This window comes from Pseudomonas sp. MONT-RG-20F-20-E-7-02, from assembly GCF_022662395.1.
Classification (GTDB): Bacteria; Pseudomonadota; Gammaproteobacteria; order Pseudomonadales; family Pseudomonadaceae; genus Aquipseudomonas.
Map to the genome: position 1 here is coordinate 826496 of NZ_JAKNQN010000001.1, position 26996 is coordinate 853491.

The following is a 26996-nucleotide window of genomic DNA, read 5'->3' on the forward strand; positions in this document are numbered from 1 at the left end:
TATGGATGGATAAAAAATGAAACCCACAAAAGCCTTTATGCTGGGCGCGGCCATGATGGCCTCCTGCTTTATTTCGGCCTCTGCCCTGGCCGAGCAAACCCTTCCCACACTCACCCCCGGCACGGTCAACCAGACCTTGATTGACGCGCTGAAACCGGGCGGCACACTGACGCCGGTGCCGATCTCGGACGAGGTGCTGCAAAAGTTTCTCGACGCCAAAAATGGCAAGGTAAAACCCGCTGCCAAAGCCGCCAAATCCGCACCGTTCAACACCGCCGTCGGCGAGTTGAAAAAGCCGAGCCAGGCCAACCTGAAAAGTGCTGCCGTGGCCGCTTTTGAACCGTTGTTCCCAACCCTGGATATCAACACCCTCTACACCATCGACCAAGTGCAAACGGGCCAGGAGTTTCCTTACCACTTCAACCTGCCGCACAACGCCCGAGTATTGGTGCAGTTGATCAACCAGAGCGCCGGTGCCGATATGTCGCTGAGCCTGTTCCGCGATGACGGCCAGGGCAATCCGCAACTGATCGACACCTCCGACAGCCCTGGCAATGCCGATGAATACCTGGGCGGTATCTTGCCGGCGGGGGATTACTACTGGTTCATGGTGGCCAAGACCGCGAGCAACGCGCAGTTCAGCTTCGGCGTGGCGGTGGACACCAATATCGATGCCTATGAACCCAACGATACGCCGCAAACCGCCTTCGCGCTGCCGGACTCGATGAACAAGGTGACCGGCAACCTCGACAATGCCAATGACGTCGATTACTTCGACTTCAAGGCGGTGCGTGGCCAAAGCGTGAGCATGTACCTGGCGGGCAATGAAAGTGGCAGCCGCAACCAGTGGATCTTCGACCGCTTCGATGGCGTTAACTGGATCACCGTACCGGCCGGTTCCACCTCGACTTACCCGAGCGTCACGCCGGGCTCTACCATCAAGGTGCGCGTACGCGCCAACCCGGCCGTGACACAGGACCCGACCAAGCAGTACAGCCTTAGCCTGGGCTCTACGCCGCGCTTGAACAGCTCGGATGTGAAGGGCGACAACATCGTGCGGGTGCCGGCCTCGGTATTCTGGATGGCAACCCAGGCGGGGCGGACGTTGACCTGGAGCACCAACTGGTCCGATTCCACGGGCGCACCGCTGTTGGGTGTCACGCCGATCCTGCGCGTCGACAAGCACTTTGTAGGCACCGAGTACAACTGGACCGACTACAAGGCCACCACCAACAGTGCGGGCACGTCCCTGGCCAGTGCCGCGCTCGGTACCTGCTTCGGTGAAAACCGTGTGCGGTACCCGGACAGCAGCACCGGTGTGAAGTACAACTGGGAGACCACCTTCAACTTCGGCGGCTGGCGTATCGAGCTGGACGAATACCCAGGCGTGGGTGTCGGTGGTGACAATGTGTCCTATGTGACCTTCGGGCACATCTGCACCCAGGATATCGTTCACTGATCCATTGCTGCAGGCGTGAAGGGGCAGTCCATGCGGACTGCCCCTTTTTTAATTGCAGGGTTTATTCGCGGGCCAGTGCGAGCTTCAAGGGCAGGCGCGCCATGCTCGTGCTGTTCAATGAGCCCAGGTACAACCAGTCGCCATATTCGCGCGCGGTGGTGATGGGCGAGTAATTGCCCGCGCTGCCATCCTGCAAATTGGCGATGACCTTGCCGTCGGTGTCCAGCCCCAGCACGAAGGCTTTGCGCTCGATGGGCTTGGGCACCACCATCAGCGCGCGCACCATCACCTTGCGCATCAGCGGATAGCCGGCGAACCCATCCAGCAATGGGTTGCGCGGCGAATACAGGGCGACCCAAAAGCGCTCGTTGCCGTTGAAGCTGAGGTTGTCCGGCAGGCCCGGCAAGTTGTCGATAAACAGGTCGTGGCTGCCGGTGCGCTCGCCTTTGAGCCAGTAGCGGCTGATGCGGTAGGCGCCGGTTTCATTCACCAGCACGTAGTTTTCATCCGGGCCGAGCGCCACGCCGTTGGCGAACTGCAGGTGGTTCAGCAACACCTCGGTGGTGCGGGTTTTGAAGTCGTAGCGCAACAGCCGGCCATCGCCGCCGTGCTCGATCACGGCTTCGCCGTCCTGGCCGTAGCCCCAGCGGCTGGAGGCGTCACTGAAATAGGCAAAGCGCCCACTGGCATCGATGGTCACGTCATTGGTAAAACCAAAGGGCAGGCCGTTCGCGCTGCTGCTCAACAGCGTGAGTTGACGATTGGCATCCAGTGCGAGCAAGCCCTTGATGCCGTCGGCGATGATCAAGCGCCCATCCGGGTGCAGTGCCAGGCCGAGTGGGCGCCCACCGGTATTGGCGAGGACCTCCAGGCTGTGGCTGTCGGGCGATGTGCGGATGATGCGCCCGTCCTGCAGGCCGCTGACCAGAAAGCCCTGGGCATCCAATAACAACGCCTCAGGCCCGGCGATGTCCGGCGCGCCAATGCGTTGTACCGCCTTGAGCCGCTGGTTCTCGGCGTAAGTGCCGTTTTTCAGCGAGGGCGCCTTGGGCGGGGCCCAGTTCACCGGTTGTACGTGGGTGGGCATCAGCAGCAGAAAGGCAATCAGCGCCAGTGACAGCACAAACAGCCCATGGTGAAGATTTTTGCGGCGGTGGTTCATGACTATTCCTGGTTGTCGTGGGCGTTCGGTTCCCAATGCAGCGTGCCGAACAGGTAATCCATCAGCGGTAGGACGATATTGAAATTGCGCCCCTGCATCAGCTCACGGCGATGATGCAACGCGTGCAGTTGGTGCATCTGGCGAATCCAGGGCAGGCGTGCCACGAGGTGATTGGCGGGCAGGTGCTCGCAGGCGTGAAACACTTCGTAAAGTAAATAACCGAGGATCATGCAGCCGGCGAACAGCCCGGCGATGTTTGGGCTCAGGTGGGCGAGCAGCCACCAGGCGGGCAGGGTGATGGCCAGGCTGTGCAGCACGATCAGCCACGCCGGGAACAGGATCACGCGCCAGTCCCGTGGGCTGTCGTAGGTCATGTGACCGGGCGTGAAGAAACTGTGGTGGTCGCCGGTGTGGCGTGCATAAAACAGCTTGGCGAGGCTGTGTTTGTGATGGCCCAGGTGGCGGTGGACGAGGTAGATGCACAGGTTGAAGAACACCAGCGTCAGCGGCACCGTCAGCCACTGCAGCGGGGTGATGGCCGCGGTGGTGGACCAGGCCAGGGTGATGCAGAAGATGCCATAACCGAGGACGAAACCGGCGTGCAGCCATGGGTGGTAATGGCGGCTTATGGCGGCGCGATAGCGGGCGCGGAAGGTCTCGGTAGGGTGGGCCATGGCGGGAAGCTCGGTATTTTTTGTTGGGGCCTGAGCTTAGTTGGTGGTGGGGAATGCGCGAGTTTTTGCCCTGCGCATGAGATCCCTGTGGGAGCTGGCTTGCCTGCGATGCAAGCACCTCGGTACATCAGGCACACCAGGTTGATGCCATCGCAGGCAAGCCAGCTCCCACATCCGAAGCGACCAGTGGGGGCTTGCACAGCCCCCATTTACTTGCTAGTTTCTCGCAAAATGTTAACGATAACATTTGCTCTAAAAATAAAAACAAAACAGAGAATCACGCCATGAAAATGCTCCCGAAAACCCTGTGTTTACTGGCTGTCAGCATCACCCTCGGCACCGCGGCCCCAGCCTTTGCCGACGCCGCCAAGCCCATCCGCATCGGCGCCTCCTTCCAGGAAATCAACAACCCCTATTTCGTCACCATGAAAAACGCCCTGGAGGAAGCCGGCGCGACCATCGGTGCCAAACTGATCATCACCGACGCCCGCCACGACGTGTCCAAGCAGGTCAGCGACGTCGAAGACATGCTGCAAAAAGGCATCGATATCCTGCTGATCAACCCCACCGACTCGGTCGGCGTGCAATCGGCGGTCAAATCCGCCCACGCCGCCGGTGTCGTCGTCGTCGCGGTAGACGCCCAGGCTGACGGCCCGCTGGACTCCTTCGTCGGTTCGAAGAACTTCGACGCCGGCTTCCAGGCCTGTGAATTCCTGGCCAAGAACATCGGCGACAAAGGCAACATCGCGATCCTCGACGGCATCGCCGTGGTGCCGATCCTTGAGCGTGTGCGCGGCTGCAAAGAGGCCGTGGCCAAGCACCCGGACATCAAGATTGTGAGCATTCAGAACGGCAAGCAGGAACGTGACCAGGCGCTGACCGTCACCGAAAACATGTTGCAGGCCCAGCCCACGCTCAAGGGCATTTTCAGCGTGAATGACAACGGCTCCCTCGGCGCGCTTTCGGCCATCGAAGCCAGCGGCCTGGACGTGAAACTGGTCAGCGTCGACGGCGCGCCGGAAGCGATCAAGGCGATTCAGAAGCCGGGCAGCAAGTTCATCGCCACCTCGGCGCAATACCCACGCGACCAGATCCGCCTGGCCCTGGGTATCGCCCTGGCCAAGAAGTGGGGCTCGCAAGTGCCTGCCACCATTCCGGTGGACATCACCTTGATCGACCAGGCCAAGGCCAAGGACTTCAGCTGGTAACTCGCCCAGGCCCCACCTAACCCGTGGGGCTTGAGGTCTCCTTCTGAATACGAGGTCGGCGGTATGAGCAGTCTTCTGAAGCTGGAAAATATCTGTAAGCGTTACCCAGGCGTACAGGCCCTCAAGTCCATCAACCTGCAAGTGGAGCGCGGCGAGATTCATGCCCTGCTCGGGGAAAACGGCGCGGGCAAGTCGACCCTGATGAAGATCCTCGGCGGTGTCGAGCATCAGGACGAAGGGCAAATTCTGATCGATGGCCAGGCGCAGCAGTTCGCCACCTACCGCGACGCCATTGCCGCCGGTATCGGCATCGTGTTCCAGGAATTCAGCCTGATTCCCTACCTCACGGCGGTGGAAAATATCTTCCTTGGCCATGAGCTGAGCAACCGTTTTGGCCTGCTGCGCAAACGCGCGATGGTCGAAGCGTCCGAGGCGTTGTTCAAGCGCCTGGGCGTGAGCATCGACCTGCAGTGCGCGGTCAAGCACCTGAGCGTGGCCGAGCAACAGTTTGTCGAAATCGCCAAGGCGTTGGCCCTGGATGCGCGCTTGCTGGTGCTCGATGAGCCGACCGCGACCTTGACGCCCAGCGAAGCCGAGCTGCTGTTCGAGATCATGCGCGAGCTCAAGCGCCAGGGCGTGGCGGTGATTTTTATCTCGCACCACCTGGAGGAGATTTTCCAGGTCTGCGACCGCATCAGCGTGTTGCGTGACGGCGGCAATGTCGGCGTGACCGATGTGGCCGACAGTGACATCGACCGCCTCGTCGAGATGATGGTCGGTCGGCGCCTGGAAAGCAGTTTTCCACCCAAGCCGACCAAAGCACGCGGCCCGCTGTTACTTGAGGTCAAGGACATCCAATTGGTGCGCAACGGCCCGCACAACAGCTTCCAACTGCACAAAGGCGAGATTCTCGGCTTTGCCGGGCTGGTCGGCTCAGGCCGCACCGAACTGGCGCTGGGCATGATGGGTGCGCTGCCGTCGGTGAGCAAAGAGGTGTGGCTGCGCGGTGAAAAAGTCACCCTCGATGATCCGGCCCAGGCATTGGCCCACGGCATCGGCCTGCTGCCGGAAAGCCGCAAGAGCGAAGGGCTGATCACCGACTTCAGCATTCGCGAAAACATCTCCCTGAACAACCTGCCCAAATACCAGCACGCTTGCGGGCTGATCGACAAGGCCAAGGAATGCGCCAGCGTTGAAGACCTGATGCGCCAGCTGTCGATCAAGGCGCCCAGCGGCGAAAGCCGGGTGTTCAACTTAAGCGGCGGCAACCAGCAGAAGGTGGTGATTGCGCGCTGGATCAACCACCACTGCGACGTGCTGGTGTTCGACGAACCCACGCGCGGCATCGACGTCGGTGCCAAGGCGCAGATCTACGCACTCATGCGCAGCCTTACCGAACAGGGCTACGCGATCATCATGATTTCCTCCGAACTGCCGGAAGTCATCGGCATGTGCGACCGCGTCGCCGTGTTCCACAAGGGCGCCATCGTCAAGCTGCTCGAAGCGTCCGCCGTCAACCCACAAGAGGTCATGCGCCATGCAACAGGGGGCTCAAGTGAATATGTCCATTAACACCGGCGACACCGGCCGGCTGCGCCTGAATCTGGCGCGGCTGGTGCGCTCGCCGGCGTTCTACCCCTTCGTGGGGTTGGTGGTGGTGACGCTGGTGATGATCTTCGCCAGCGATAACTTCCTCACTGCCAGCAACCTGTCGAATATTGCGCGCCAGGTGTCGATCAACGCGATTATCGCGGTGGGCATGACCTGCGTGATTCTCACCGGCGGCATCGACTTGTCGGTGGGCCCGGTGATGGCGTTGTCCGGCACCCTGACGGCGGGGTTGATGGTTGCGGGCCTGCCGCCCGGCCTGGCGATTGGCGCCGGGATGCTGATCGGCGTGGCGTTCGGCATCGGCAACGGGTTGTTCGTCGCCTACCTGCACATGCCGCCGATCATCGTCACCCTGGCGACCATGGGCATCGCCCGTGGCCTGGGCCTGATGTACACCGACGGCTACCCGATTTCCGGGTTGCCGGAATGGTTCGGCTTCTTCGGCCGCCAAAGCCTGTTCGGCATTGAAGTGCCGATCCTGATCATGTTGATCACCTACTTCGCCGCCTACGTGCTGCTGCAACACACGCGCATCGGGCGCTACATCTACGCCATCGGCGGCAATGAAGAAGCGGTGCGCTTGTCCGGCGTGCGCGCCGCGCGTTTCAAGCTGCTGGTGTATGGCATCAGCGGCCTCACGGCGGCGATTGCCGGGCTGGTGCTGACTTCGCGCCTGATGAGCGGCCAGCCGAATGCCGGCGTGTCATTCGAGCTGGATGCGATTGCGGCCGTGGTACTCGGCGGCGCCTCGATTGCCGGTGGGCGCGGGGTTATCGTCGGCACCTTGCTCGGCGCCATGCTGCTCGGCGTGTTGAACAACGGCCTGAACATGCTTGGCGTTTCGCCCTACGTCCAGAGCGTGATCAAGGGCGGGATCATTTTGCTGGCGATTTTTATCAGCCGTCAGCGCCATAAATAAACTCCTACAAGACAGGACCGAACACCATGGACAAGCACACCGAAATGCAAGCCGTCGTCTGCCACGGCCCGAAAGACTACCGCCTGGAGCGCATCGGCAAACCCAAGGCGCGCCCTAATGAACTGGTGATTCGCATCGCCGCCTGCGGCATCTGCGCCAGTGACTGCAAGTGCCATTCAGGCGCGGCGATGTTCTGGGGTGGCGACAACCCGTGGGTCAAGGCGCCGGTGGTGCCCGGCCATGAGTTTTTCGGCTACGTGGAGGAAGTGGGCGAGGGCGCCGAGGAACACTTTGAAGTCGCGGTCGGCGACAAGGTGATTGCCGAGCAGATCGTACCGTGCGGCAAGTGCCGCTTCTGCAAGTCGGGCAAATACTGGATGTGCGAGGTGCACAACATCTTCGGCTTCCAGCGTGAAGTGGCCGAAGGCGGCATGGCCCAGTACATGCGCATTCCGAAGACGGCCATCGTGCACAAGATTCCCGAGTCGGTGTCGCTGGAAGACTCGGCGTTGGTGGAACCCATGGCGTGCTCGATCCACACCGTCAACCGTGGCGAAATCCAGCTCGATGACGTGGTGGTGATTGCCGGCGCAGGCACTCTGGGCTTGTGCATGGTCCAGGTGGCCGCACTGAAAACCCCGAAAAAACTGGTGGTGATCGACATGGTCGACGCGCGCCTCGAACTGGCCAAGCAGTTCGGCGCCGACGTGGTGATCAACCCGTCCCGCGACAACGCCCGCGACATCATCAACGGCCTCACCGACAACTACGGCTGCGACGTGTACATCGAAACCACCGGCGTGCCGGCTGGCGTGACCCAGGGCCTGGACCTGATTCGCAAGCTCGGGCGTTTTGTCGAGTTCAGCGTGTTCGGCGCCGAGACCAGCGTCGATTGGTCGATCATTGGCGATCGCAAGGAACTCGATGTACGCGGCGCGCACCTTGGCCCGTATTGCTACCCGATTGCCATCGACCTGTTCGAACGCGGGCTGGTCACCTCCAAGGGTATCGTCACCCATGACTTCCCGCTGGATGACTTTGCCGAAGCGTTCGAACTGGCCAATTCGACCAAGTCGATCAAGGTGCTGTTGAAGCCGGTGGTCTGAGCTATGAACTATGTAATGGGCGTCGACATTGGAACCCAGAGCACCAAGGCGCTGCTGGTGGATGGTCAAGGCACGATCATCGCCCAGCACAGCCAGGGTTATCGCGTGGATACCCCGAAAGTGCGCTGGGCCGAGCAATGGCCGCAGGTCTGGCTGGACGCCGTCGAGGCCTGCGTCGCGCAGTGCATGGCCAAGGCCAACGTGGCGGCCGCGCAGGTCAAGGCGCTGTGTATCAGCAGCCTGTACGGCGGCTCGGGGATTGCCGTGGATGCGCAGATCACGCCGCTGCACCCGTGCCTTATCTGGATGGACCGCCGTGCCGGCGAACAAGTTGCGTGGGTGCGTGAGCATGTCGACCTGGAGCGTTTGTTCGCGGTCACCGGCAACTCGGTGGACAGCTACTACGGCTTCACCAAGATGCTCTGGCTCAAGCAGCACCAGCCGCAGGTGTGGGCCGAAACCCGCTACTTGCTGCCACCCAACAGCTATATCAACTGGTGCCTGACCGGCGAGTTGGCGGTGGACCACAGCAGCGCCGGCAATATCGGCGGTGTCTACGATGTGGCGCAGCGCGGCTGGTCCGAAGAGATGCTCGCGGCGTTGGACATTCCCTTGGCGATGATGCCCGAGCGGCTGGTGTATTCCGGCGAAGTGGTGGGCGGGCTGTTGGACAGCTGGGCCACGCGCCTGGGCCTGCAGGCGGGCACGCCGATTCTTGCCGGTGGCGTGGACGCCGCCATGGCGACGTTGGCAGCGGGCGTCACGCAACCGGGCAACCATGTGGCGATGATTGGCACCAGCATGTGCTGGGGCTATTTGAACCAGCACGTCGATGCACGCCATGGCTTGGTGAGCATGCCGCACGTCTACAACGGCCAGCGCGACCTGTACATCTTCGGCGGGGCGATCACCGCCGGCGCCTCGGTCAGCTGGTTTCGCGAGCAGTTCTGCCAGGCCGAGGAACAGCAGGCCAAGGCCTCCGGGCAGGACAGCCTGGTGTTGCTGGAGCAGAGCGCGATGACGATCCCGGCCGGCAGCGAAGGCTTGTTGTTCCTGCCGTACTTGATGGGCGAGCGCAGCCCGGTGTGGGATGACCGCGCCAGCGGCAGTTTTGTCGGGCTGAACCTGTATCACAGTCGCATCCACCTGTACCGCGCGGTGCTGGAAGGGGTGAGTTTTGCCCTGCGCCATAACATCGAAGCCGGAACCCAGGGCGCGCATTCGCTGGACCCGCGTTTGATTGTGGTCGGTGGCGCGAGCCATTCGGATTTGTGGATGCAGATTATTGCGGATGTCACGCGGTATCCGGTCTACACCATCGTGCAGGAGGTGGAAGCGGCACTGGGCGCGGCGTTGTTGGCGGCGCACACGGTGGGGTTGGTGAGTGATGGGGAAATGGAGAAGGGCTGGGTGCAATTGGCGTTGAGGGCGCAGCCCAAGCGCGAGAATGTCGCGGTGTACGACCAGGCGTTTGCTGAGTACTTAAAGCTGTACCCAGCCCTGAAACCCATCATGCACACCCTGCAAACCAACTGATTCAACCCGGTCCGGAAATGTGGGAGCTGGCTTGCCTGCGATAGCGGTGGGTCAGCCAGCTCATTTGTTACTGATACACCGCTATCGCAGCGATGCGGCGACCCGACAAGCCAGCTCCCACAGGGGTCTTCTCATTGTTTTTGGAATAGTGACCATGAACGCAGCTTTCAACTTCACCCACCAACGCATCCTCGTCACCGGCGCCAGCAGCGGCATCGGCCGTGAGATCGCCCTGCAACTGATCGCCAGTGGCGCCGAAGTATTCGCGCTGGGCCGCGACGCGCAGGCCTTGGCAACGTTGGGCTGCCACAGCCTTTGCCTGGACATCGCCGACAGCCTCGCCCTCGACAACGCCCTGCAAGACCTGCCCCCGTTGCATGGCCTGGTCAACTGCGCCGGCATCTCGCGCCTGGAACCCGCCGCCGCCATCAGCGCCGAGGCGTTCGACCAGGTGATGCAAGTCAACGCCCGCGCTGCCGCCCAGGTCGCCAGCCGTGTCGCGGCAAAGATGATCGAAGCGAAGATCGCCGGCAGCATCGTCAATGTCTCAAGCCAAGCCTCACTGGTTGCGCTGGATGATCACCTCGGCTACTGCGCCTCAAAGGCTGCACTCGATGCGATCACCCGCGTGCAATGCGCCGAGTGGGGCCGTTTCGGCATTCGTGTCAACAGCGTCAACCCCACGGTCACCCTCACGCCCATGGCCACCATGGCCTGGTCCGACCCGGCCAAGCGTGACCCGGCGCTGGCGGCGATTCCGCTGGGGCGATTTGCTGAAACGGTGGAAGTCGCTTTGCCGGTGCTGTTCCTGCTCAGCGATGCCGCGAGCATGATCAGCGGCGTCAGCCTGCCGATTGATGGCGGTTACACCAGCCGCTAGCCGTTTTCCAATACGCCTGCGATCACCACCTTGTCGCGTGGCTTGTACGGGTCTTCCAGGCGATCCAGCAGCAGGCGCACCGCGCTGCTGCCGGCCAGGGAGGCGTCGTGGGCCACGCACGCGATGGGCACGCCGAAGATATCGGCGAAGGGCAGGCGGTCGATGCCGCAGATGGTCAGGCTGTCGTGGGCGATGTTGTGCATGCGCAGCGCGCGCAACGCGCCGAGGGTGATCAACTGGTTGAAGCCCATGATCGCGTCCGGCGCCGAGTGCTCGGCCAGGTAGTCGAGGGTGTGCAGGTAAGACGGCATCAGCGTGTAGTCGCCGGCCTGCACTTCGACCTGGATGTGCGGGTGTTCGGCGAGCACTTCACGCAGACCCTTGAGGCGTTCCACGGTAATGCGTGAATGCTCGGGGCCGGTCAGCACCAGCAGGCGCTTGAGGTCCGGCGTTTGGCGCAGCAGGTAGTGCGCGGCCTGGATGCCGCTGTGGTAGTTGTCGAGCACTACGCGGCTGAACGGGCTGTCGTGGATCGTGCGGTCAAGCAGCACCACCGGGGTTTTGCCGTTGCCCAGGCGCTCCAGATAGTCGGGCTGGTAGCTCGGCTCGTCGGAGACCGGCGACAGGATGATCCCCGCCACGCGGTAGCCCAGCAAGGTGTCGACGGCCTTGCTTTCCAGCTCCTCCAACTCATCGGTGTCGACCAGCATGATGGTGTAGCCGTGCTTTTTCGCCTCGCGGGAAATCGCCTTGATCATCTCGCTGTAGAACGGGTTGTCGACCGAGGCAGTGATCACGCCGATGATCAGGCTTTCACTGCGCTTGAGCCCTCGCGCGAAGGCGTTGGGCACGTAGTCCAGCTCCCGCGCCACTTCGAGAATGCGCGCCAGGGTGGCGGGCTTGACCAGGTCGGGTTTGCTCAGCGCGCGGGACACCGTGATGGTGGTCATGCCAACCCGTTTGGCGATGTCGCTGATGGTGACGGACTTTTTCTTGTTCATCGGTAAGGCTGCAAGAGGAAACACCCGCAGGCTAGCATGTGCGCAGGCGCAGGGTGATTCAAATCAGCGGGTCCCAGCGTTGCGACCAGTCACTTTCGGCCTTGACCGCCTCGCGCAGCAATGCCAGCGCCTGTTGCAACACCGCCGAATCCCGCGCCCTTGAATACACCAGGAACGTCGGGAAACTGAACTGCGGCGCCTTCGGCACGCGCTGCATCACGCCGCTGTCCAGGTAGCTCTGCACCACGCGCGTGCGCAAATACCCGGCGCCGCCATTTTCCAGAATGTACTGCAACGCCAGCGGCCCGAGGTTGAAGCTCAGCGCGGCGCGGGCTGACCTCACCGCCAATGTGCAGCACGTTGCGATAGCCATCGGGCAGCGGCAGGTCACGTTTTGCGGCTTCCCAGGTTTGCAGCAACTGGTTGGCGTACACCACAAAGGCCTCGCCGTCGGCGGCCAGGCTGCCGCAGCGGGTGATTTCGAGGAAGGTGCGTGCCAGTTCGATGTCCATGAAGCCCCCAGGGATGATGGACGGGCATTGTAGACCAGAGGGTTTACTCCCCGGCCTCTGTTTAGCGAGAGGCGGTTTAGTCTTGTTACACAAACTGATGCAACTGGCGCTGGAAAAAGTCCACACAGGGGTAAGCAAGACATCACCCTTAGACTTATCAAGAGACCATGATCCTTATGATAAATCCTTCAACGCAATCCCTACTCGACTTGGCCATGTCAGGGCCGCGTTTTGATGAGCAGCCTGCCTCTGAGTCACAAGTAAACACCTCAGGTGCGAACGAAAATGCAGGACCAGCAGCGTATGAGCAGGCCATTCAGAAATTTGTACGCGATGGTAAAAATCCCGAGCTGCTTCAATTAAGGGAGGGGCTCGGACGCGTTTTGGATGCATTTAATAGGTCGGTAAAGAACGATTCAAAATCGCCTGCGGATGATCGATATGAGCTCTTCCTGCTTTTTCTGATGGGCAATGAAAGCGTGAAGCTGGTTGAGCCCATAGTTGTGACCCACCGGGGCCAAATTATATATTCTCAGCCGGAAGAGGGCATTGCAGCGTTTATGGGTAAGGCAGGTTTGAAACCGCCTACTAACAAACGCGAACTGCAGCAAGTAATCGACGCGTTGCCTTCAAAACCTGAATTACCTCCACGTACATCAGCGGGCGGCTTGCGCGCATTGATTCAGTTGGGGAATAAATCGGTGTGACTGCTTGGTAATGGAATGCGATTAAAAACTATGGGAGCGGGCATTTCAGCTAAAGGTCGACTGATCGTTACTGAATCCCGATAGACCAACTGTGTGTCGTCTGGTCGTCGTGGCGCTGCTCCAGGTCATCTTCATACTGGCAGCGCGGGCCTTTACAGGTGTAGTCGAATGTCACCGGCGGCTTGGTCGTCACCGGGAATAACGATTTGGCCGTAGCCGGCGCAGCCTGGGGTACAGCCTCGGTAACAGGCGCTTCATAGGTCAAATCCAGCGCTGTAGCGAGGGCTACGGTCGGCAGGATGGCGAGCACTGCGCTCGCCAGAACGGTCCTTATGAATAGCATTTGAAACAATCCGCGCAACAAAAATGAAGCGCGAATTATAAGCCAGGTGCGTGCGCAGATGCACAGCGCGATCCGCGGTCGAACGCCGCAGTTCAGAGCCTGCGCGGTGCTTGAAGGTGTTCGGTGGGGAACGCCTTGGCATACACCTGGCACACCCGTAGCACCTGCTCATCGGCAAACCGCGCGCCCACCACATGCAACCCCACCGGCAAGCCATTCGCCGCCAGCCCACACGGCACCGACGCCGCCGGTTGCTGGGTGAGGTTGAAGGGATAGGTAAACGGCGTCCACTCCATCCACTCACTCATCCCCGAGCCCGGCGGCACGTTGTGCCCGGCCTCGAACGCGGTGATCGGCATCATCGGCGAGACCAGTACGTCGTAATGCTGATGGAACGTCGCCATCCGCGCGACCAGTGCAGCACGGGCTTCGAGGGCGTCGTTGAAGTCGCGCAGGCTGAGTTGTTCGCCGCGTTGCGCGATGCGCAGCAGGCCCGGGTCGAGCAGCTGTTTTTGCGCCTCGCTCATCGAGCCGGTCAGGCGTGCGGCGCCCGCCGCCCACAAGGTGCTGAACACCTCCAGGGGGTCGCTGAAACCTGGATCGATCTCCTCGACTTGCGCGCCCAGTTGCACCAGACCGTCAACGGCTTGGGCGACGACTTTGGCGACCTGCGGGTCGACATCCACATAACCGAATGTCGGGCTATAGGCCACGCGCAAGCCTTTCAAGTCCGTACCTGGCGTGAGCCATGGCGTAGTGCGCGGCGCACCGATCAGGCCATCGCGCGCATCTGCTTGTGCCACGGTTTGCAGCATCAGCACGGTGTCTTCCACCGTGCGTGTCATCGGCCCCAGGTGCGACAGAATCGTCATGGAACTGGCCGGCCATTGCGGCACATAACCGAAAGTCGGCTTGATGCCGAAGGTGCCGGTAAACGCACACGGAATACGGATCGAGCCCCCGGCGTCGCTGCCCTGGTGCAACACACCGAGGTTCAACGCCGCCGCCGCGCCCGCGCCACCGGACGAGCCGCCCGCCGTGGTGCGGGTATCCCACGGGTTGCGGGTGATGCCGTACAACGGGTTATCGGTGACGCCTTTCCAGCCGAATTCCGGCGTGGTGGTTTTGCCCAGCAGCACTGCGCCGGCCTTGCGCATCAAGGCCGAGAAGGGCGCGTCCACGTCCCACGGCCCTTCGGCAGATGAGGTGCGCGAGCCCTTGCGGGTCGGCATGCCGAGGGTCAGCGTCAGGTCTTTTATCGACGACGGCACGCCATCCAGCGCGCCACAGGGTTGGCCTTTGAACCAGCGTTGTTCCGAGGCGCGTGCCGCGTTGAGTGCCCCTTGCGGATCGACATGGCAGTAGGCGTTCACCACCGGGTTGTAGCGCTCGATACGCAGCAGGGCGTCTTCGGTGACCTCCACCGGCGACAAGCTCTTGTCGCGAAAATGCTGCAGCAGTTGCACCGCTGTCAGTTGGCCGATCTCACTCATGCCTGTTCCCCCTGCGCCGCGTTGACCATGGCGCGCAGCAATACCGCGCAGCCCGCCGCCAGGTCATCCGGCGCGGCGTTTTCGATTTCGTTATGGCTGATGCCACCTTCGCATGGCACAAAGATCATCCCGGCCGGGCCGAGTTCGGCGACGAAAATTGCGTCATGCCCGGCGCCGCTGACGATGTCCATATGGCTGAAGCCCAGGGCACTCGCGCCGTCGCGCACGGCGTTGACGCAGGCGGGGTTGAAGTCCAGCGGCGGGAAGTCGGCAGTCGGCGTCAATTCAAAACTCAGGCCGTGGCGCTTGGCGCTGGTCTCGATCACACCGCGTACTTCATCGACCATGGCCTGCAGCTTGTCGGCATGCAGGTGGCGCAAGTCGAGGGTCATGTGCACCTGGCCGGGAATCACATTGCGCGAGCCGGGGTGCAGGCTCAGGCAACCGACCGTACCGCAGGCATGCGGCTGGTGCTGATGGGCGATACGGTTGACCGCGCTGACCACCTCGGCGGCGCCCACCAGGGCGTCCTTACGCAGGTGCATCGGCGTGGGGCCGGCGTGGGCTTCGACGCCGGTGAGGGTCAGGTCGAACCACTTCTGGCCCAGGCAACCCATGACCACGCCGATGGTGGTGGCGCGGTCTTCCAGCACCGGGCCTTGCTCGATATGCGCCTCGAAATACGCACCCACCGGGTGGCCGAGCACCGCACGCGAACCGGCGTAACCGATGCGCTGCAATTCAGCACCCACCGACAGGCCGTGCTCGTCCTGTTTGTCGAGGGTCTCCTGCAGGTCGAACTTACCGGCAAACACCCCGGAGCCCATCATGCACGGCGGGAAGCGCGAGCCTTCTTCGTTGGTCCACACCACCACTTCAATCGGCGCCTGGGTCTCAATGCCGAGGTCATTCAAGGTGCGGATCACTTCCAGCCCGGCCATCACCCCGTAGCAACCGTCGAACTTGCCGCCCGTAGGCTGGGTGTCGATATGGCTGCCGGTCATCACCGGCGCCAAGGCGGGATTACGCCCGGCACGCCGGGCGAAAATATTGCCGATAGCGTCGACACTGACGCTGCACCCGGCCGCCTCGCACCATTGCACAAACAGGTCGCGGGCCTGACGGTCGAGGTCGGTGAGGGCCAGGCGGCACACACCGCCTTTGACGGTGGCGCCGAGCTGGGCCAGGTCCATCAGCGATTGCCACAGGCGGTCGCGGTTGATCAGCGGGGCGTTGCTCTGGAGCGGTTGTGCAAAGCTATTCATCTGCAATCTCCGGTCAGGCACTCAGGGCCAAATAACGGTTTTTGATGCTCGGGTCGGCGCGGAAGGCGGCAGCGCTGCCCTCATACACCACGCGGCCTTGTTCGAGCACGTAATGGCGGTCGGCGAGCTTGTCGCAGACCATCAGGTTCTGTTCCACCAGCAGCACGGGCAGGCCGTCGTCCTTGACCTTGCGCAGGATCTTCACCAGTTCGTCGACGATCACCGGCGCGAGGCCTTCGGTAGGCTCATCGAGAATCAGCAGCTTGGGGTCGTTAAGCAGCGCACGGGCGATGGCGAGCATTTGCTGCTCGCCACCGGACAGCGCGTGGCCGGCGTTTTTGCGCCGCTCCTTGAGACGCGGGAACATGCCGTACACGTCCTCCAGCTGCCAGCGGCTGGTCTTGCGCACGGCGATGCGCAGGTTTTCCTCGACGGTGAGCAGGCGGAAGATCCCGCGGTTCTCCGGCACCAGGGCCAGCCCCTGACGGGCGATTTCAAAGATCTTCTGGCCCACCAACGCCTGGCCATTGAAGTGAATCTGGCCCTGGCGCGGGCAGATAATCCCGAGAATGCTGCGCAGCGTGGTGGTCTTGCCGGCGCCATTACGCCCGAGCAAGGTCACCAGCTCGCCAGGGTTGACGGTCAGCGACACGCCTTCGAGCACGTGGCTCTTGTCGTAGTAGGAATGGATGTTCTCGACGATCAGCATCAGGCAGCCTCCCCAAGGTATGCAGTGCGCACACGCTCATCGGCGCGCACGAATTCCGGCGTGCCTTCCACCAGAATCTGCCCGTGGCTCATCACGGTGATGCGTTGGCTGATGGACATGACGATGCTCATGTTGTGTTCGATCAACAGCACCGTGTGGTCGCGGCCGAGGTCGCTGATCAGTTGGGTCATGATCGGGATATCATCGATGCCCATGCCCGAGGTGGGCTCGTCGAGCATCAACAGTTTGGGCTTGGAGCAGATCGACATGCCCACCTCCAGCACCCGCTGTTGGCCGTGGGACAGTTCGCCGGCCAGGGTGTCGGCGCGGGGCGTGAGTTGCAGGCGCTCGAGTACCTGGTCAGCCATCTCCAGGTGTTCGCGCTGGCTGTCGACACGGCGCCAGAAGTTGAGGGCGCGCGCGCCGTCGCGGCCTTGGGCGGCCAGGCGCAGGTTCTCGTGCACGCTGAGGTTCTGGAACAGGCTGGTGAGCTGGAACGAACGCGCCATACCCAGGCCGACGCGGGCGTGGGCGGGCTTGCGCATCAGGTTCTTGCCGTCGAAATGGATCGCCCCGGCCGTGGCCTGGCGCTCGCCGGTGAGGCAGTGAAACAGGCTGGTCTTGCCCGCGCCATTGGGGCCGATGATGGTGTGGATGGTGCCGGCTTCGACCTTGAGGTTGACGCCATTGACCGCATGGAACGCGCCGTAGGCCAGCTCGAGGTTTTGGGTTTCCAGCAGGATGCTCATAACACTTCCTCCTTGGCGACGACGGCGGTTTTGCGGCTGCCGCGCAGGCGTTCGAACAGCGACGACAGCCCGCCCCACAAGCCGCCGCGCATAAAGATCACCACGAAGATCAGGATGATTCCGAGCAGCATCAGCCAGCGCGGCCACAGGTCAGAGAGGAAATCCCCCAGCAGCACGATGGAGCCGGCGCCCAGCAACGAGCCGAACAGCGAGCCGGTGCCGCCGACGATGGTCATGATCAGGATGTTCTCGGACATTGCCAGGTCGATGTTCGACAGCGGCACAAAGTGCAGCAGCATCGCGTACAGCGCTCCGGCAATGCCGGTGACCGCGCCGGACAGCACGAACACCAGGATCTTGAAGTGGCGCGTGTCATAGCCGATGGCCGAGGCGCGGGTTTCGTTTTCACGGATCGCCATCAAGGTGCTGCCGAACGGTGAGGCGATGACCCGGCGTGCGCCGATGAAAATCAGCAGGAACAGCACCGCGACAAACCCATAGAACGCACGGGCGTCGGCCAGCGACAGCAGCACGTTGTCACCGATGCGGATTTCCGGGCGCGGCACGCTGAGCAGGCCGTTGTCGCCGCCGGTCCAGTCGCTCAAGGTGTAGGCGACGAAGTAGGCCATCTGGCTGAACGCCAGGGTCAGCATCACGAAGTAGATGCCGGTGCGCCGGATCGCCAGGGCGCCCACCAGCAGCGCCAGGAAACCACCGGCCACGGCGGCACCGAGCAAAGCGGGGAACAGGCCCATTTGCAGGTGGATCATCAACAACGCCGCGCAGTAGGCGCCGGCGCCGAAGAAGATGCCTTGGCCGAAGGACAGCAGCCCGGTGTAGCCCAGCAACAGATTGCAGGCCAGGGCCGCCATGGCGAAGATCAGGATCTCGGTGGCCAGGGTCGCCGAAGGCAGGATCAACGGCAGGCCGATCAGCACGGCCAGCACCCACAGCAACATCGCGCGCGATTGCGTCTTGGCAAACGGCAGGGGGTTTTTCTCGCTCATGTCAGGCTCTCCCAAACAGGCCGTAAGGGCGTACCAGAATCACCACGGCCATCGCGCCGTAGATCATCAGGCTCGCGCCTTGGGGCCAAAGTGTGGTCATCAGGCTTTGCACCACGCCCACCAGCAAACCGCCGACCAGCGCCCCACTGAACGAGCCCATGCCGCCGATCACCACCACCACGAAGGCCACGCCGAGAATCTCCGGGCCGACAAAGGGCTGCGCACCGCGCAACGGCGCGAACAGCACGCCGGCCATGCCGGCCAAGCCCACGCCGAGGGCGAACGTCATGGAAAACAGACGGAAAATATTGGTGCCCAGCAGCGACACGGTTTCAGTGCTTTCACTGCCGGCGCGCACCAGGGCGCCGAAGCGCGTGCGTTCCAGCAGCAGCCACAGGCCCAGGCCGACCAGCCCGGAAAACACAATGAGGAACAGCCGGTAATAGGGGTAGACGAAATCGCCGACCACCAGCACGCCGCGCAGCAGTTCCGGCACGGCGACGCTTTTGCCCACCGGGCCCCAGATCATCACGCTGGCTTCCTGGATGATCAGCGCGATCCCCAGGGTCACCAGAATCTGGAACATGTGCGGCAAGTGATAAATCCGCTGGATCAACAAGCGCTCGATCACCCACGCCAGTGCGGCCACCACCAGCGGCGCAATCAGCAGCGCCAGCCAGAAGTTGCCGGTGAGGCTGACGGCGGTGTAGCAGATGTAGGCGCCCAGCAGGAAGAACGCGCCGTGGGCGAAGTTGACGAAGTTGAGCAGGCCGAAAATGATCGTCAGCCCAACCGCGATCAGGAAATAGATCATCCCCAGCCCAAGGCCGTTGAGGATCTGGAACAGGTAAAGATTAAGCATGCAGAAGCCCTCGGCAGGAAGCTGCTCGCGCAGCCCTGCGGTGCACTGTTTCGGGGGATCAGGCGAGCGTGCAGCCCGTCGCCTCGACCGGCGGGAACGACTGGCCGGCGCTGAGCACCTTGGCCAGGTCATCCTTGTCGGCCATGTCGCCGCTGGCCTTGCCGATCATCAAGTAGTAATCCTTGATCACCTGGTGGTCGCCGGCGCGGATCGATTCCTTGCCGGTCGGGCCGTCAAAACTCAGGCCTTGCATGGCCTTGGCCACCGTCGGCCCGTCGAAGCTGCCGGTGGAAACGATGGTGTCGAGCATGACCTTGGTGCTGATGTAGTCGGCAGCCAGCGGGTAGGTGGGGTTGATGCCGTATTTGGCCTGGGTCAGCTTGACCAGCTCGCGGTTGAGCGGGCTGTCGACCTGGTGCCAGTACTGCGCGCCGAGGTACACGCCTTCGAGCACGTCGCTGCCCAGTTCCTGGAACTGATCAAGGCCGGCGGACCACACCAGCAGCACTTTCATGCGTTCCTTGATGCCGAAGTTCACCGCCTGGCGCAGGGTGTTGGACGACTGGCTGCCGAAGTTGAGCAGCACCAGCACGTCAGGTTTGGCGGCGATGGCGTTGGTCAGGTAGCCGGAGAATTCCTGCTCCTGCAACGAGTGGTAGCTGTTGCCGACATGCTCCAGGCCGTTTTCCTTGAGCACGGTCTTGGCGCCTTCGAGCAAGGCTTCGCCGAACACATATTGCGGGGTGATGGTGTACCAGCGCTTGGCGTCCGGCAGCAGCTTGATCAGCGGCACCATGGTTTCGCGGATCGCGCCGTAGGTGGGCACCGACCAGCGGAAGGTGGCTTTGTTGCAGTCCTTGCCTGTGACTTCATCGGCGCCCACCGGGGTCATGAACACGCCACCGACCTTGTCGACTTCCTTGGCCACCGCCAGCGCCGATGACGACAGCGTGCAGCCCTGGAAGAACCGTGCGCCGTCCTGCTGGATCGCCTCCTGCACCTTGCGCACCGCCTTGCCGGCGTTGCCTTCGGTGTCGATGACTTTGTAGTTCAGCGGGCGCCCGAGAATTTCGGGGTGTTGTTCCACCGCCAGGCGCGAACCCATGTCGGCAAACTTGCCATAGCTGGCAAAGGCGCCAGACATGGACTTGAGGCCGTAAAAGGTAAAGGGCTCGGCGGCGAATGCAGAGCGCACACTCAGCGGAAGGCTGAGCGCGGCGGCGGCGGTGAGACTGGCTTTCAACAACGTACGACGCTGCATGGGGTGACTCCCTGGTTTAGTTATTGGCAGGAGCGGCAATGGCGATACGGTGGAGCAAGGGCCTGTGGGCAGGCCTGTTATTGGATGATTGGCTTCAGCGAGTTGAACTCGGTCAACTGTGGGAGCTGGCTTGCCTGCGATTGCATCGACTCAGTTCAATTGATGCACCGAGGTGTCTGTATCGCAGGCAAGCCAGCTCCCACATTGATTGGGTTTTTACAGGTGGATCTGTGGTGTTTTTAAGAGTGATCGAACTCCAATAGGAAGTGCGGGCTGACTTCGCCTTCCAGTGCGGTCATATGGTGTTCGGCGTCGCACATGTGTTCATGCATCAAGCTGCGCACCGCGCTTTCATCACCTGCGCGAAAGGCCAGCAGCAACTGCTTGTGGTAGTCGAGGTTGGCCGCATCGAACTGCTTGCGCTTGGGTTTGTAGGCTTTTTTCAGCACCACCAGGTCGCGCAGCAGGTCGTTGAGAAACTGCGCCATGAAGCTCAAGAGCGGGTTGGGGCAGGCCTTGGCCAGCAGGTTATGGAACTCCAGCTCCGCCAGGCGCTGTTCGCGCTGGCCGGCTTCGCTGTCTTCCGGCGCGCTGCAAAAATCCACGTTGTCTTGCAGGGCCTGGTAGTCGTCTTCGCTCAAACGCCCGAGCACCGACACGGCTAGTTCCACTTCGATGACCTTGCGCAGCTGATACACCTGCTCGCCATCGAGGTGCTGAAAATGCAGGTAGTTACGCAACGCTCGGCTGGCCGGCTCGGTGCCGGCCTGGTTCAGGTAGGCGCCGCCGCTGGGGCCGGTGCGCGTACTCACCAGGCCTTCTACTTCCAGGGCCTTGAGCGCTTCGCGGGCCGAGCCCTTGGAACACTGAAAACTCTCCATCAGCTCACGCTCGGTGGGCAACCGGTCACCAGGCTTCAGGGCGTCGGTGACGATGGAGCGCTTGACCGACTCGACAATTACATCGGAGAGCTTCTGGCGTTTGCGTCGTAACGGGCGACTGAGCATGCTGGTCTATTGATCCTATTAATGCGGATTAATAGCACTTAATAACGATTGGGCAGGAGCGTCAACGCAGGGTGTCGTTTTCGACGCGAAGAGGTCGTAAACGTGCGGGTTATTCCCAGCTGCCAAGGTCGAGGCAGCGTGTGGCGGGGGGCGGTTGCTTGCCGCTGACCAGAAAGTCTGCGACCCAACGCTTGATGCACCCGGCACCGTCGGGCCGAGACGACTCTTTGAGCAACAGTTGCTCGACGCCGGTGTTGGACGCTTCACTGTGCCCGGCGTTGACTAAAACCATGCGTGCCACGTGCTCGGAAAACAATGCCGCATACCGGCTACCGATCCGGGCGGCTTCAGCGTTACCCAGGTAATTGAGCTGTGCCTCACCCAGTTGTGCGCGCACAAACTCCATATCGCGCGCCGCCTGCTCGACGCCGTTCTCGTGGCTCAGGTCGCGCGGTGTCAGTTCGATGACGTCATAACGATTGACCAACTGTTTATAGGCTGGCGTGGCATAGGACTCCCAGCGGCTGACCAGGTGCACACCGAAGGTGGCACCTTGGCCCAGTTGCGGCTCGCCGGCCTGGATAAACACCACGCCTTCACGACTGAGCGGATCCCGGGCGCCGACACGGGTCAGGGCCAGGCGCACGTTGCCACGCTTGGGCGCGGCATAGTCGCGGGGCACGCTGACACTCGCGCATTGCGTGCGCTCCAGTACCTCGGGGTCTGGTTGTTTGAAGGCGGGAAATGGGCAGTCCAGCAGCCAGTCAATCGCGGTAGGCGCGATCAGGGGCTCGGCAAAAGCCTGGCCTGCGACCAGCCAGAGGCCGATGCACGCCAGGCGTTTTACAAGAACGCTGGGTTTCATCAAGAGATACCGGGCAGCCGTATGAAGGTGGCTTTTTTACCAAGTACCAGGGGTAGACGAATGTAGGTTTAATAAACGGAATGTGTAGGAGTTTTGAGTTTTGTTATCGGAAATCGGCGTTCCAGCCGCCACCCAAGGCTTTGTACAAGGCGATACTGGCTTGCAGGCGTGACAGCCGCAATTGCACATTCAGGTCCTGCGCTGCGTATAAGGTGCGCTGGGTTTCCAGCACCGTCAGCAAGTCGGCAGCGCCTGCCTGGTAGCGGCTTTCGGCGATCTGGAAGGCGGTTTGCGCCTGCCGCAGTTCCTCGCTCTGCCAATCGCGTTGCTCATCCAGGCGCGTGATGCTGCTGAGGGCTTTCTCCACGTCGGCAAAGCCGTTGATGATGGCGCCGCGGTAGGTTTGCAGCAGCTCATCCTGACGGGCGCGGGCCTTGTCGCGTTCGGCGCTCAAGCGGCCATTGTTGAAAATCGGCGCCACCAGGCCGGAGGTCAGCGTGTAGAACGGGCTGCGCAAAATATCTGCGGCCCTGTCGGAGCCCGAGCCCAGGGTCGCGCCCAAGGTTACCGTGGGCAGCATCGCTGCGCGTGCCACCGTGACGTCGGCACTGGCCGCCGCCAGCTGCGCTTCGGCCCGGGCCAGGTCGGGGCGGCGGCTCAGCAGTTGGCTGGGTACGCCCGGGCCAATGGCCGGCCAGGTCAGTGCCTGGAACGGCTCGTCAGTCAGGTTCAGGGCTTGCACGGGTTGGCCGAGGAGGGCCGCCAGGGTGATCAGCGATTCCTCAGCCACCTGCTGAATCTGCGGCAGTTGCCGTTGCTGGCTGGCCACCAGGCTTTTCTGCTGGGCCAGCTCCAGGGCAGTGGCGGAGCCGGCCTCGTAGCGGGCCTGGACCAGGTCGAGCACACTGCGCGCATTCGCCAGGTTCAGCTCGGCGATCTGTCGTTGTTGGCGCGCGGCGAGGGTTTGTGCATAGCGGTCGGCTACGTTGCTGAGCAGGGTCAGCTCCACGGTGGCCTGGTCGAACTCACTGGCGCGCAGGGTTTGCACGGCGCTGTCGCGGGAGGCGGCGCGGCCACCCCAGAAATCCACTTCATAGCTGGCGGTCAGGTTGGCGCCGAAGCTGTCGACGGTGTTGTCAGTCTCCGTGGCGTCCAGTGTCGAGTTGCCGCTGCCGCGCAGCAGTTTTTGACGGCTGGCGGAGAGGTTGAAATTAACCTCCGGCAACAATGGCGCGCCGGCAATTACCGCGCTGGCCTGGGCCTGGCGCACCCGCGCCATGGCGGCGCCGACGTCATAACTGTCACGGCGCGCCTGGTCGATCAGGCGGTTGAGTTGCGGGCTGCCGAACTGCGTCCACCAGCGCTGGTTGGTGACTTGGGCAGCGTCACGCTCGGCGTACTGCCAGGCGGCAGGCGCTGCGATGCCGCTGTCGACGGCGGGCGGGTTGCCGGTGCAGGCGTTGAGCAACAGGCACAGGCTGAGCACCGACAGGCGCGGCGCGATGGATGGTTTATTCACTGGTCAACGCCTTAACCGGATCGAGCCGGGCAGCTTTACGGGCCGGCATAAAGCCGAATACGACACCGGTGACCAGCGCACAGCCAAACGCGCCAAGCACCGCCACCAGGGAGAACTGCACCGCCACCTCGGCCAGCACCAGCACGCCGCCCACCAGCAGGGCCAGGGCAATACCGCACAGGCCGCCGACCACCGAGAGCATCACCGCTTCAGTGAGGAACTGGCGCAGAATGTCGCGCTGGCGTGCGCCGGTGGCCATGCGGATACCGATTTCGCGGGTGCGTTCACGCACGGTCATCAGCATGATATTCATCACGCCGATCCCGCCCACCAGCAGGGAAATCGCCGCGATCGAACCGAGCATCAACGACAGCGTGTTCGCCGTGCGCGCCTCGGCCTGGATCATGGCGGCGTCGTTGGTCAGGTGGTAGTCGCGCTTGCCGTTGTGCAGCGTTTGCATGAGCTGATCGATGGCCTTTTCGGTTTCATTGACCTTGCGCGCATCGGCGGCGGCAATCACCACGTATTCGGGGTTATAGGTGCCGAACAGGCGTACGCTGGCGGCGGTGTAGGGGATCGCGACACGGTCGTCGCTGTCTTGCATGCCGGAGCTGGAGCCTTTTTCGGCCAACACGCCAATCACCTGGAAGGGCACGTTTTCTATCAGGATGTATTGGCCGATGGGGTCGACTTCGCCTTTGAACAACTTTTCGCTGACGCGATGACCGATCACCGCCACCGTGGCGCCCGCGCGTTCGTCGGCCTCGGTAAAGTAGCTGCCTTGGGCCACTGGCCAGTTGAAAATGGTCGGGAAGTTGGTGTCGTTACCGCCCACATAGGCCATGTAGTCGACGTTGCCGAAGCGTACACCGGCGTAGGTGCCGTTGACGGGCATGATGCGCTTGACCTGCGGCAGTGTGGCCAGGGCTGCGACGTCATTGGGGGTCACGATACCCTGCGGTGTACGCGGGTTGGGCGAGAAACCGCTGAGGTAGATGATGTTGGAGCCGAACGCTGCCATCTGCGCCATGACCTGGCGCTTGCTGCCTTCGCCCACCGCCAGCATGACCACCACCGACGCCACGCCGATGATGATCCCCAGCAGCGTCAGCGCGGTGCGAAAGCGATTGAGCCACATCGCCCGCCAGGCCGCGAGCACCGCGTCCAGCAGTTCGGCTTTCCACGCACCGTTGTGTTCGGCACCGTCGGCCAGGCGTTGGCGCAGGTCCACGGCTTGTAGTGCGTCACTGTTGGCCGTGACGGGCACGTGGGTGTCACTCAGTGCCGAGTCGCTGATGATCAGCCCGTCGCTGATCTCGATGATGCGGTTGGCGTGCGCGGCAACTGTGCGGTCGTGGGTAATCAGGATAACCACGTGGCCCTGGCTCGCCAGTTCATCGAGCAGCACCATCACCTCGGCACCGCTGTGGCTGTCGAGGGCACCGGTGGGTTCGTCGGCGAGGATGATGTGCCCGCCGTTCATGAGTGCGCGGGCAATCGAGACACGCTGTTGCTGGCCGCCGGAAAGCTGATGCGGACGGTTGGCGGTGCGGTCGGCCAGACCCAGCCGGGTCAGCAGGGCCTTGGCGCGGGCATGGCGTTCGGCGGCGCTGATACCGGCATAGATCGCCGGCATCTCGACGTTTTCCTGGGCCGAGCCGGACGGGATCAGGTGGTAGCCCTGGAACACAAAGCCAAAGGCTTCGCGACGCAACCAGGCCAGTTCGTCGCTGTCCAGGTGGGCAACGTTTTCTCCGGCGAACAGGTAGTCACCGACAGTGGGGCGGTCGAGGCAGCCGAGGATGTTCATCAGCGTGGACTTGCCCGAGCCCGATGCACCGACGATGGCGACGAATTCCCCGGCATGGATCGACAGGTCGATCCCGCGTAATACATCGACTTGCGGGCTGTCGCCGCCGCCGTAGGATTTGCGGATGTTCTTGAGTTCGATCAGCGGCGTGGTCAAATCAACCCCCGCTGCCGTCGTTTGGGCCGATCAGCAGGTGATCGCCTTCGTTGAGACCGTCCAGCACTTCGACCCGCAGGCGGTCGCTGATCCCCAGGCGTACTTCACGTTCCTGGACGCTGCCATTTTTGGCCACAACCCGGGCCACCTGTTTATCGTGGCCTCCGCTGCCCATCAAGGCTGCGACCGGAACGGTGAGGGCGTCCTTGACTTGGCTGGCGACGAAAAATACCTGGGTAGTCATTTCGGCCATCAGCGCGTTGTCGGTGTTGTCGACATCCAGCAGCACGGTGTACAGCACCACGCGGCCGCTGCCGGTTTTGCTTGTACTGCTGGGGCTGCCATTGCCCTGGCTGGTTTCATTCAGCGGTTTGGGCGGAATCGGCAGGATCTGGCGCACGGTGCTGGTCCAGCGCCGGCTGCCACCGGCGAGGGTGGTGAAATAGGCGGTCATGCCCGGTTTGACATGGCTGATGTCGGCCTCGGAAACCTCGGCCCACACAGTCATCGGCGACAACTTGGCGATGCGCAGGATCAGCGGCGTCTGTTGCTGGGCGTTGAGGGTCTGGCCGACCCGTGCGTCCACTGCCACCACGGTGCCGCTCATGGGCGCGTAGATGCGGGTGTAACCCAGTTCTGCCTCGTCACTGCGCAGGCTGGCCTGGGCCTGGCGAATCTGCGCCTGGAACATATTGACGCGGGCCTGGGTGGCACTCAGCTCGGCCTTGGCGGTTTGTACGTCTTCTTCGCGGGTGGCGTTGCCGGCGACCAGGCGCTGCTGGCGCTGGTACTTCTGACGGGCCAGTTCGTGCTGGGCTTTCTGTTCCTGCAACTGCGCCTGGAGGTTTTCGATGGCGTAGCGGCTGGCGTCGAGCTTGGCCTGCTGTGTGGCAGGGTCGATTTCCACCAGCAGGTCGCCTTCCTTGACCTGATCACCGGCCTCTACGTGGATCTTGCGGATTTGCCCGGACGCCTGGGCGCCTACGTCGACGTACCGGCGCGGCTGCAGAGTGCCCAATGCGGTAACGCTGTTTTCTATGTTACCGCGCGTTACGGTGACAGTCGGCAGGCTATCGCGCCCCGGCTGCAGCAGTTGCCAGGCAGCCACCGCAAGGATGGGGATCAGGCACGCGACAGCAAGCAGGGCGCGTCGGGCGGGGCGAGGGCGTTTCATG

24 protein-coding genes and 1 pseudogene are annotated in these 26996 nt (G+C 62.4%); 8 read left to right on the plus strand and 17 right to left on the minus strand.

Features of this window, described 5'->3' with window-relative positions; translation table 11 throughout:
• Window positions 1–16: 16 nt before the first annotated feature.
• Window positions 17–1459: a hypothetical protein gene (locus L8I05_RS03770; protein WP_242167251.1), complete on the plus strand. Its 1443-nt coding sequence runs from the start codon at window positions 17–19 to the stop codon at window positions 1457–1459.
• Window positions 1460–1520: 61 nt separating this feature from the next.
• Here the strand turns inward: L8I05_RS03770 and L8I05_RS03775 are convergent, their stop codons facing one another.
• On the minus strand, window positions 1521–2621 hold the full coding sequence (locus L8I05_RS03775) for an SMP-30/gluconolactonase/LRE family protein (RefSeq protein ID WP_242167252.1): 1101 nt from the start codon (window positions 2619–2621) through the stop codon (window positions 1521–1523).
• A gap of 2 nt (window positions 2622–2623) precedes the next feature.
• Window positions 2624–3295: a sterol desaturase family protein gene (locus tag L8I05_RS03780; protein WP_242167253.1), complete on the minus strand. Its 672-nt coding sequence runs from the start codon at window positions 3293–3295 to the stop codon at window positions 2624–2626.
• A gap of 284 nt (window positions 3296–3579) precedes the next feature.
• Between L8I05_RS03780 and L8I05_RS03785 the strand changes: the two genes are divergently transcribed.
• The 6 genes from L8I05_RS03785 (at window position 3580) to L8I05_RS03810 (ending at window position 10555) form a co-directional block, all read left to right on the plus strand.
• The gene (locus tag L8I05_RS03785) at window positions 3580–4503 is read left to right on the plus strand and encodes a substrate-binding domain-containing protein (RefSeq protein ID WP_242167254.1); all 924 of its coding nucleotides are present in this window, start codon (window positions 3580–3582) and stop codon (window positions 4501–4503) included.
• A 63-nt stretch (window positions 4504–4566) separates the two neighbouring features.
• Window positions 4567–6075 (plus strand): sugar ABC transporter ATP-binding protein, encoded by a 1509-nt coding sequence (locus L8I05_RS03790; protein ID WP_242167255.1) that lies wholly within the window; start codon window positions 4567–4569, stop codon window positions 6073–6075.
• The gene (locus tag L8I05_RS03795) at window positions 6041–7033 is read left to right on the plus strand and encodes a ribose ABC transporter permease (RefSeq protein ID WP_159957891.1); all 993 of its coding nucleotides are present in this window, start codon (window positions 6041–6043) and stop codon (window positions 7031–7033) included. The genes L8I05_RS03790 and L8I05_RS03795 overlap by 35 nt, the downstream gene beginning before the upstream one ends.
• Before the next feature lie 26 nt (window positions 7034–7059).
• Window positions 7060–8139 carry an alcohol dehydrogenase catalytic domain-containing protein gene (locus tag L8I05_RS03800; RefSeq protein ID WP_159957889.1) on the plus strand — a complete coding sequence of 360 codons (1080 nt, stop codon included), beginning with the start codon at window positions 7060–7062 and terminating at the stop codon, window positions 8137–8139.
• 3 nt (window positions 8140–8142) lie between these two features.
• Window positions 8143–9675 (plus strand): FGGY-family carbohydrate kinase, encoded by a 1533-nt coding sequence (locus L8I05_RS03805; protein WP_242167256.1) that lies wholly within the window; start codon window positions 8143–8145, stop codon window positions 9673–9675.
• A 154-nt stretch (window positions 9676–9829) separates the two neighbouring features.
• The gene (locus tag L8I05_RS03810) at window positions 9830–10555 is read left to right on the plus strand and encodes an SDR family oxidoreductase (protein ID WP_159957886.1); all 726 of its coding nucleotides are present in this window, start codon (window positions 9830–9832) and stop codon (window positions 10553–10555) included.
• Here the strand turns inward: L8I05_RS03810 and L8I05_RS03815 are convergent.
• Both L8I05_RS03815 and L8I05_RS03820 read right to left on the minus strand, forming a co-directional pair.
• Complete coding sequence (locus tag L8I05_RS03815; protein WP_177018490.1) at window positions 10552–11556, minus strand: LacI family DNA-binding transcriptional regulator; 1005 nt, start codon at window positions 11554–11556, stop codon at window positions 10552–10554. The genes L8I05_RS03810 and L8I05_RS03815 overlap by 4 nt on opposite strands.
• 58 nt (window positions 11557–11614) lie before the next feature.
• A pseudogene (locus tag L8I05_RS03820) lies at window positions 11615–12068 on the minus strand (hypothetical protein).
• 167 nt (window positions 12069–12235) lie between these two features.
• Between L8I05_RS03820 and L8I05_RS03825 the strand changes: the two are divergent.
• Window positions 12236–12775, plus strand: a complete 540-nt coding sequence (locus tag L8I05_RS03825; RefSeq protein ID WP_242167257.1) for a hypothetical protein — start codon at window positions 12236–12238, stop codon at window positions 12773–12775.
• Between the two features lie 67 nt (window positions 12776–12842).
• On the opposite strand, the gene L8I05_RS03830 is transcribed toward L8I05_RS03825, so the two are convergent.
• The 13 genes from L8I05_RS03830 to L8I05_RS03890 all read right to left on the minus strand — a co-directional run bounded on the left by L8I05_RS03830 (window position 12843) and on the right by L8I05_RS03890 (window position 26995).
• Window positions 12843–13118, minus strand: coding sequence for a hypothetical protein (locus tag L8I05_RS03830; RefSeq protein ID WP_174245642.1), 276 nt, complete (start codon window positions 13116–13118; stop codon window positions 12843–12845).
• 92 nt (window positions 13119–13210) lie between these two features.
• Window positions 13211–14611, minus strand: a complete 1401-nt coding sequence (locus L8I05_RS03835) for an amidase (protein ID WP_242167258.1) — start codon at window positions 14609–14611, stop codon at window positions 13211–13213.
• Window positions 14608–15876 carry a Zn-dependent hydrolase gene (locus L8I05_RS03840; RefSeq protein WP_242167259.1) on the minus strand — a complete coding sequence of 423 codons (1269 nt, stop codon included), beginning with the start codon at window positions 15874–15876 and terminating at the stop codon, window positions 14608–14610. Before L8I05_RS03840 ends, L8I05_RS03835 begins: the two co-directional genes overlap by 4 nt.
• 13 nt (window positions 15877–15889) lie before the next feature.
• Window positions 15890–16585: an ABC transporter ATP-binding protein gene (locus tag L8I05_RS03845; protein WP_138814770.1), complete on the minus strand. Its 696-nt coding sequence runs from the start codon at window positions 16583–16585 to the stop codon at window positions 15890–15892.
• Window positions 16585–17334: an ABC transporter ATP-binding protein gene (locus tag L8I05_RS03850; RefSeq protein ID WP_242167260.1), complete on the minus strand. Its 750-nt coding sequence runs from the start codon at window positions 17332–17334 to the stop codon at window positions 16585–16587. The genes L8I05_RS03845 and L8I05_RS03850 overlap by 1 nt, the downstream gene beginning before the upstream one ends.
• Window positions 17331–18341: a branched-chain amino acid ABC transporter permease gene (locus tag L8I05_RS03855; protein ID WP_242167261.1), complete on the minus strand. Its 1011-nt coding sequence runs from the start codon at window positions 18339–18341 to the stop codon at window positions 17331–17333. Before L8I05_RS03855 ends, L8I05_RS03850 begins: the two co-directional genes overlap by 4 nt.
• Window position 18342: 1 nt before the next feature.
• On the minus strand, window positions 18343–19203 hold the full coding sequence (locus L8I05_RS03860) for a branched-chain amino acid ABC transporter permease (RefSeq protein ID WP_242167262.1): 861 nt from the start codon (window positions 19201–19203) through the stop codon (window positions 18343–18345).
• 58 nt (window positions 19204–19261) lie between these two features.
• Window positions 19262–20464, minus strand: coding sequence for an ABC transporter substrate-binding protein (locus L8I05_RS03865; RefSeq protein ID WP_242167263.1), 1203 nt, complete (start codon window positions 20462–20464; stop codon window positions 19262–19264).
• A 239-nt stretch (window positions 20465–20703) separates the two neighbouring features.
• Window positions 20704–21471 (minus strand): FCD domain-containing protein, encoded by a 768-nt coding sequence (locus L8I05_RS03870; protein ID WP_197627566.1) that lies wholly within the window; start codon window positions 21469–21471, stop codon window positions 20704–20706.
• Between the two features lie 109 nt (window positions 21472–21580).
• Window positions 21581–22336: an alpha/beta fold hydrolase gene (locus tag L8I05_RS03875; protein WP_242167264.1), complete on the minus strand. Its 756-nt coding sequence runs from the start codon at window positions 22334–22336 to the stop codon at window positions 21581–21583.
• A gap of 103 nt (window positions 22337–22439) precedes the next feature.
• Window positions 22440–23855, minus strand: coding sequence for an efflux transporter outer membrane subunit (locus tag L8I05_RS03880; protein WP_242167265.1), 1416 nt, complete (start codon window positions 23853–23855; stop codon window positions 22440–22442).
• On the minus strand, window positions 23848–25821 hold the full coding sequence (locus tag L8I05_RS03885; RefSeq protein WP_242167266.1) for a MacB family efflux pump subunit: 1974 nt from the start codon (window positions 25819–25821) through the stop codon (window positions 23848–23850). The genes L8I05_RS03880 and L8I05_RS03885 overlap by 8 nt, the downstream gene beginning before the upstream one ends.
• 1 nt (window position 25822) lies before the next feature.
• Window positions 25823–26995 (minus strand): efflux RND transporter periplasmic adaptor subunit, encoded by a 1173-nt coding sequence (locus tag L8I05_RS03890; RefSeq protein ID WP_242167267.1) that lies wholly within the window; start codon window positions 26993–26995, stop codon window positions 25823–25825.
• Window position 26996 lies beyond the last annotated feature (1 nt).

What these genes read in the sequence shown, in the direction of transcription:
- L8I05_RS03770 (WP_242167251.1), top strand. Translation starts at nt 17, where the DNA reads ATGAAACCCACAAAAGCCTTTATGCTGGGCGCGGCCATGATGGCCTCC.
- L8I05_RS03775 (WP_242167252.1), bottom strand. Translation starts at nt 2,621, where the DNA reads ATGAACCACCGCCGCAAAAATCTTCACCATGGGCTGTTTGTGCTGTCA.
- L8I05_RS03780 (WP_242167253.1), bottom strand. Translation starts at nt 3,295, where the DNA reads ATGGCCCACCCTACCGAGACCTTCCGCGCCCGCTATCGCGCCGCCATA.
- L8I05_RS03785 (WP_242167254.1), top strand. Translation starts at nt 3,580, where the DNA reads ATGAAAATGCTCCCGAAAACCCTGTGTTTACTGGCTGTCAGCATCACC.
- L8I05_RS03790 (WP_242167255.1), top strand. Translation starts at nt 4,567, where the DNA reads ATGAGCAGTCTTCTGAAGCTGGAAAATATCTGTAAGCGTTACCCAGGC.
- L8I05_RS03795 (WP_159957891.1), top strand. Translation starts at nt 6,041, where the DNA reads ATGCAACAGGGGGCTCAAGTGAATATGTCCATTAACACCGGCGACACC.
- L8I05_RS03800 (WP_159957889.1), top strand. Translation starts at nt 7,060, where the DNA reads ATGGACAAGCACACCGAAATGCAAGCCGTCGTCTGCCACGGCCCGAAA.
- L8I05_RS03805 (WP_242167256.1), top strand. Translation starts at nt 8,143, where the DNA reads ATGAACTATGTAATGGGCGTCGACATTGGAACCCAGAGCACCAAGGCG.
- L8I05_RS03810 (WP_159957886.1), top strand. Translation starts at nt 9,830, where the DNA reads ATGAACGCAGCTTTCAACTTCACCCACCAACGCATCCTCGTCACCGGC.
- L8I05_RS03815 (WP_177018490.1), bottom strand. Translation starts at nt 11,556, where the DNA reads ATGAACAAGAAAAAGTCCGTCACCATCAGCGACATCGCCAAACGGGTT.
- L8I05_RS03825 (WP_242167257.1), top strand. Translation starts at nt 12,236, where the DNA reads ATGATCCTTATGATAAATCCTTCAACGCAATCCCTACTCGACTTGGCC.
- L8I05_RS03830 (WP_174245642.1), bottom strand. Translation starts at nt 13,118, where the DNA reads ATGCTATTCATAAGGACCGTTCTGGCGAGCGCAGTGCTCGCCATCCTG.
- L8I05_RS03835 (WP_242167258.1), bottom strand. Translation starts at nt 14,611, where the DNA reads ATGAGTGAGATCGGCCAACTGACAGCGGTGCAACTGCTGCAGCATTTT.
- L8I05_RS03840 (WP_242167259.1), bottom strand. Translation starts at nt 15,876, where the DNA reads ATGAATAGCTTTGCACAACCGCTCCAGAGCAACGCCCCGCTGATCAAC.
- L8I05_RS03845 (WP_138814770.1), bottom strand. Translation starts at nt 16,585, where the DNA reads ATGCTGATCGTCGAGAACATCCATTCCTACTACGACAAGAGCCACGTG.
- L8I05_RS03850 (WP_242167260.1), bottom strand. Translation starts at nt 17,334, where the DNA reads ATGAGCATCCTGCTGGAAACCCAAAACCTCGAGCTGGCCTACGGCGCG.
- L8I05_RS03855 (WP_242167261.1), bottom strand. Translation starts at nt 18,341, where the DNA reads ATGAGCGAGAAAAACCCCCTGCCGTTTGCCAAGACGCAATCGCGCGCG.
- L8I05_RS03860 (WP_242167262.1), bottom strand. Translation starts at nt 19,203, where the DNA reads ATGCTTAATCTTTACCTGTTCCAGATCCTCAACGGCCTTGGGCTGGGG.
- L8I05_RS03865 (WP_242167263.1), bottom strand. Translation starts at nt 20,464, where the DNA reads ATGCAGCGTCGTACGTTGTTGAAAGCCAGTCTCACCGCCGCCGCCGCG.
- L8I05_RS03870 (WP_197627566.1), bottom strand. Translation starts at nt 21,471, where the DNA reads ATGCTCAGTCGCCCGTTACGACGCAAACGCCAGAAGCTCTCCGATGTA.
- L8I05_RS03875 (WP_242167264.1), bottom strand. Translation starts at nt 22,336, where the DNA reads ATGAAACCCAGCGTTCTTGTAAAACGCCTGGCGTGCATCGGCCTCTGG.
- L8I05_RS03890 (WP_242167267.1), bottom strand. Translation starts at nt 26,995, where the DNA reads ATGAAACGCCCTCGCCCCGCCCGACGCGCCCTGCTTGCTGTCGCGTGC.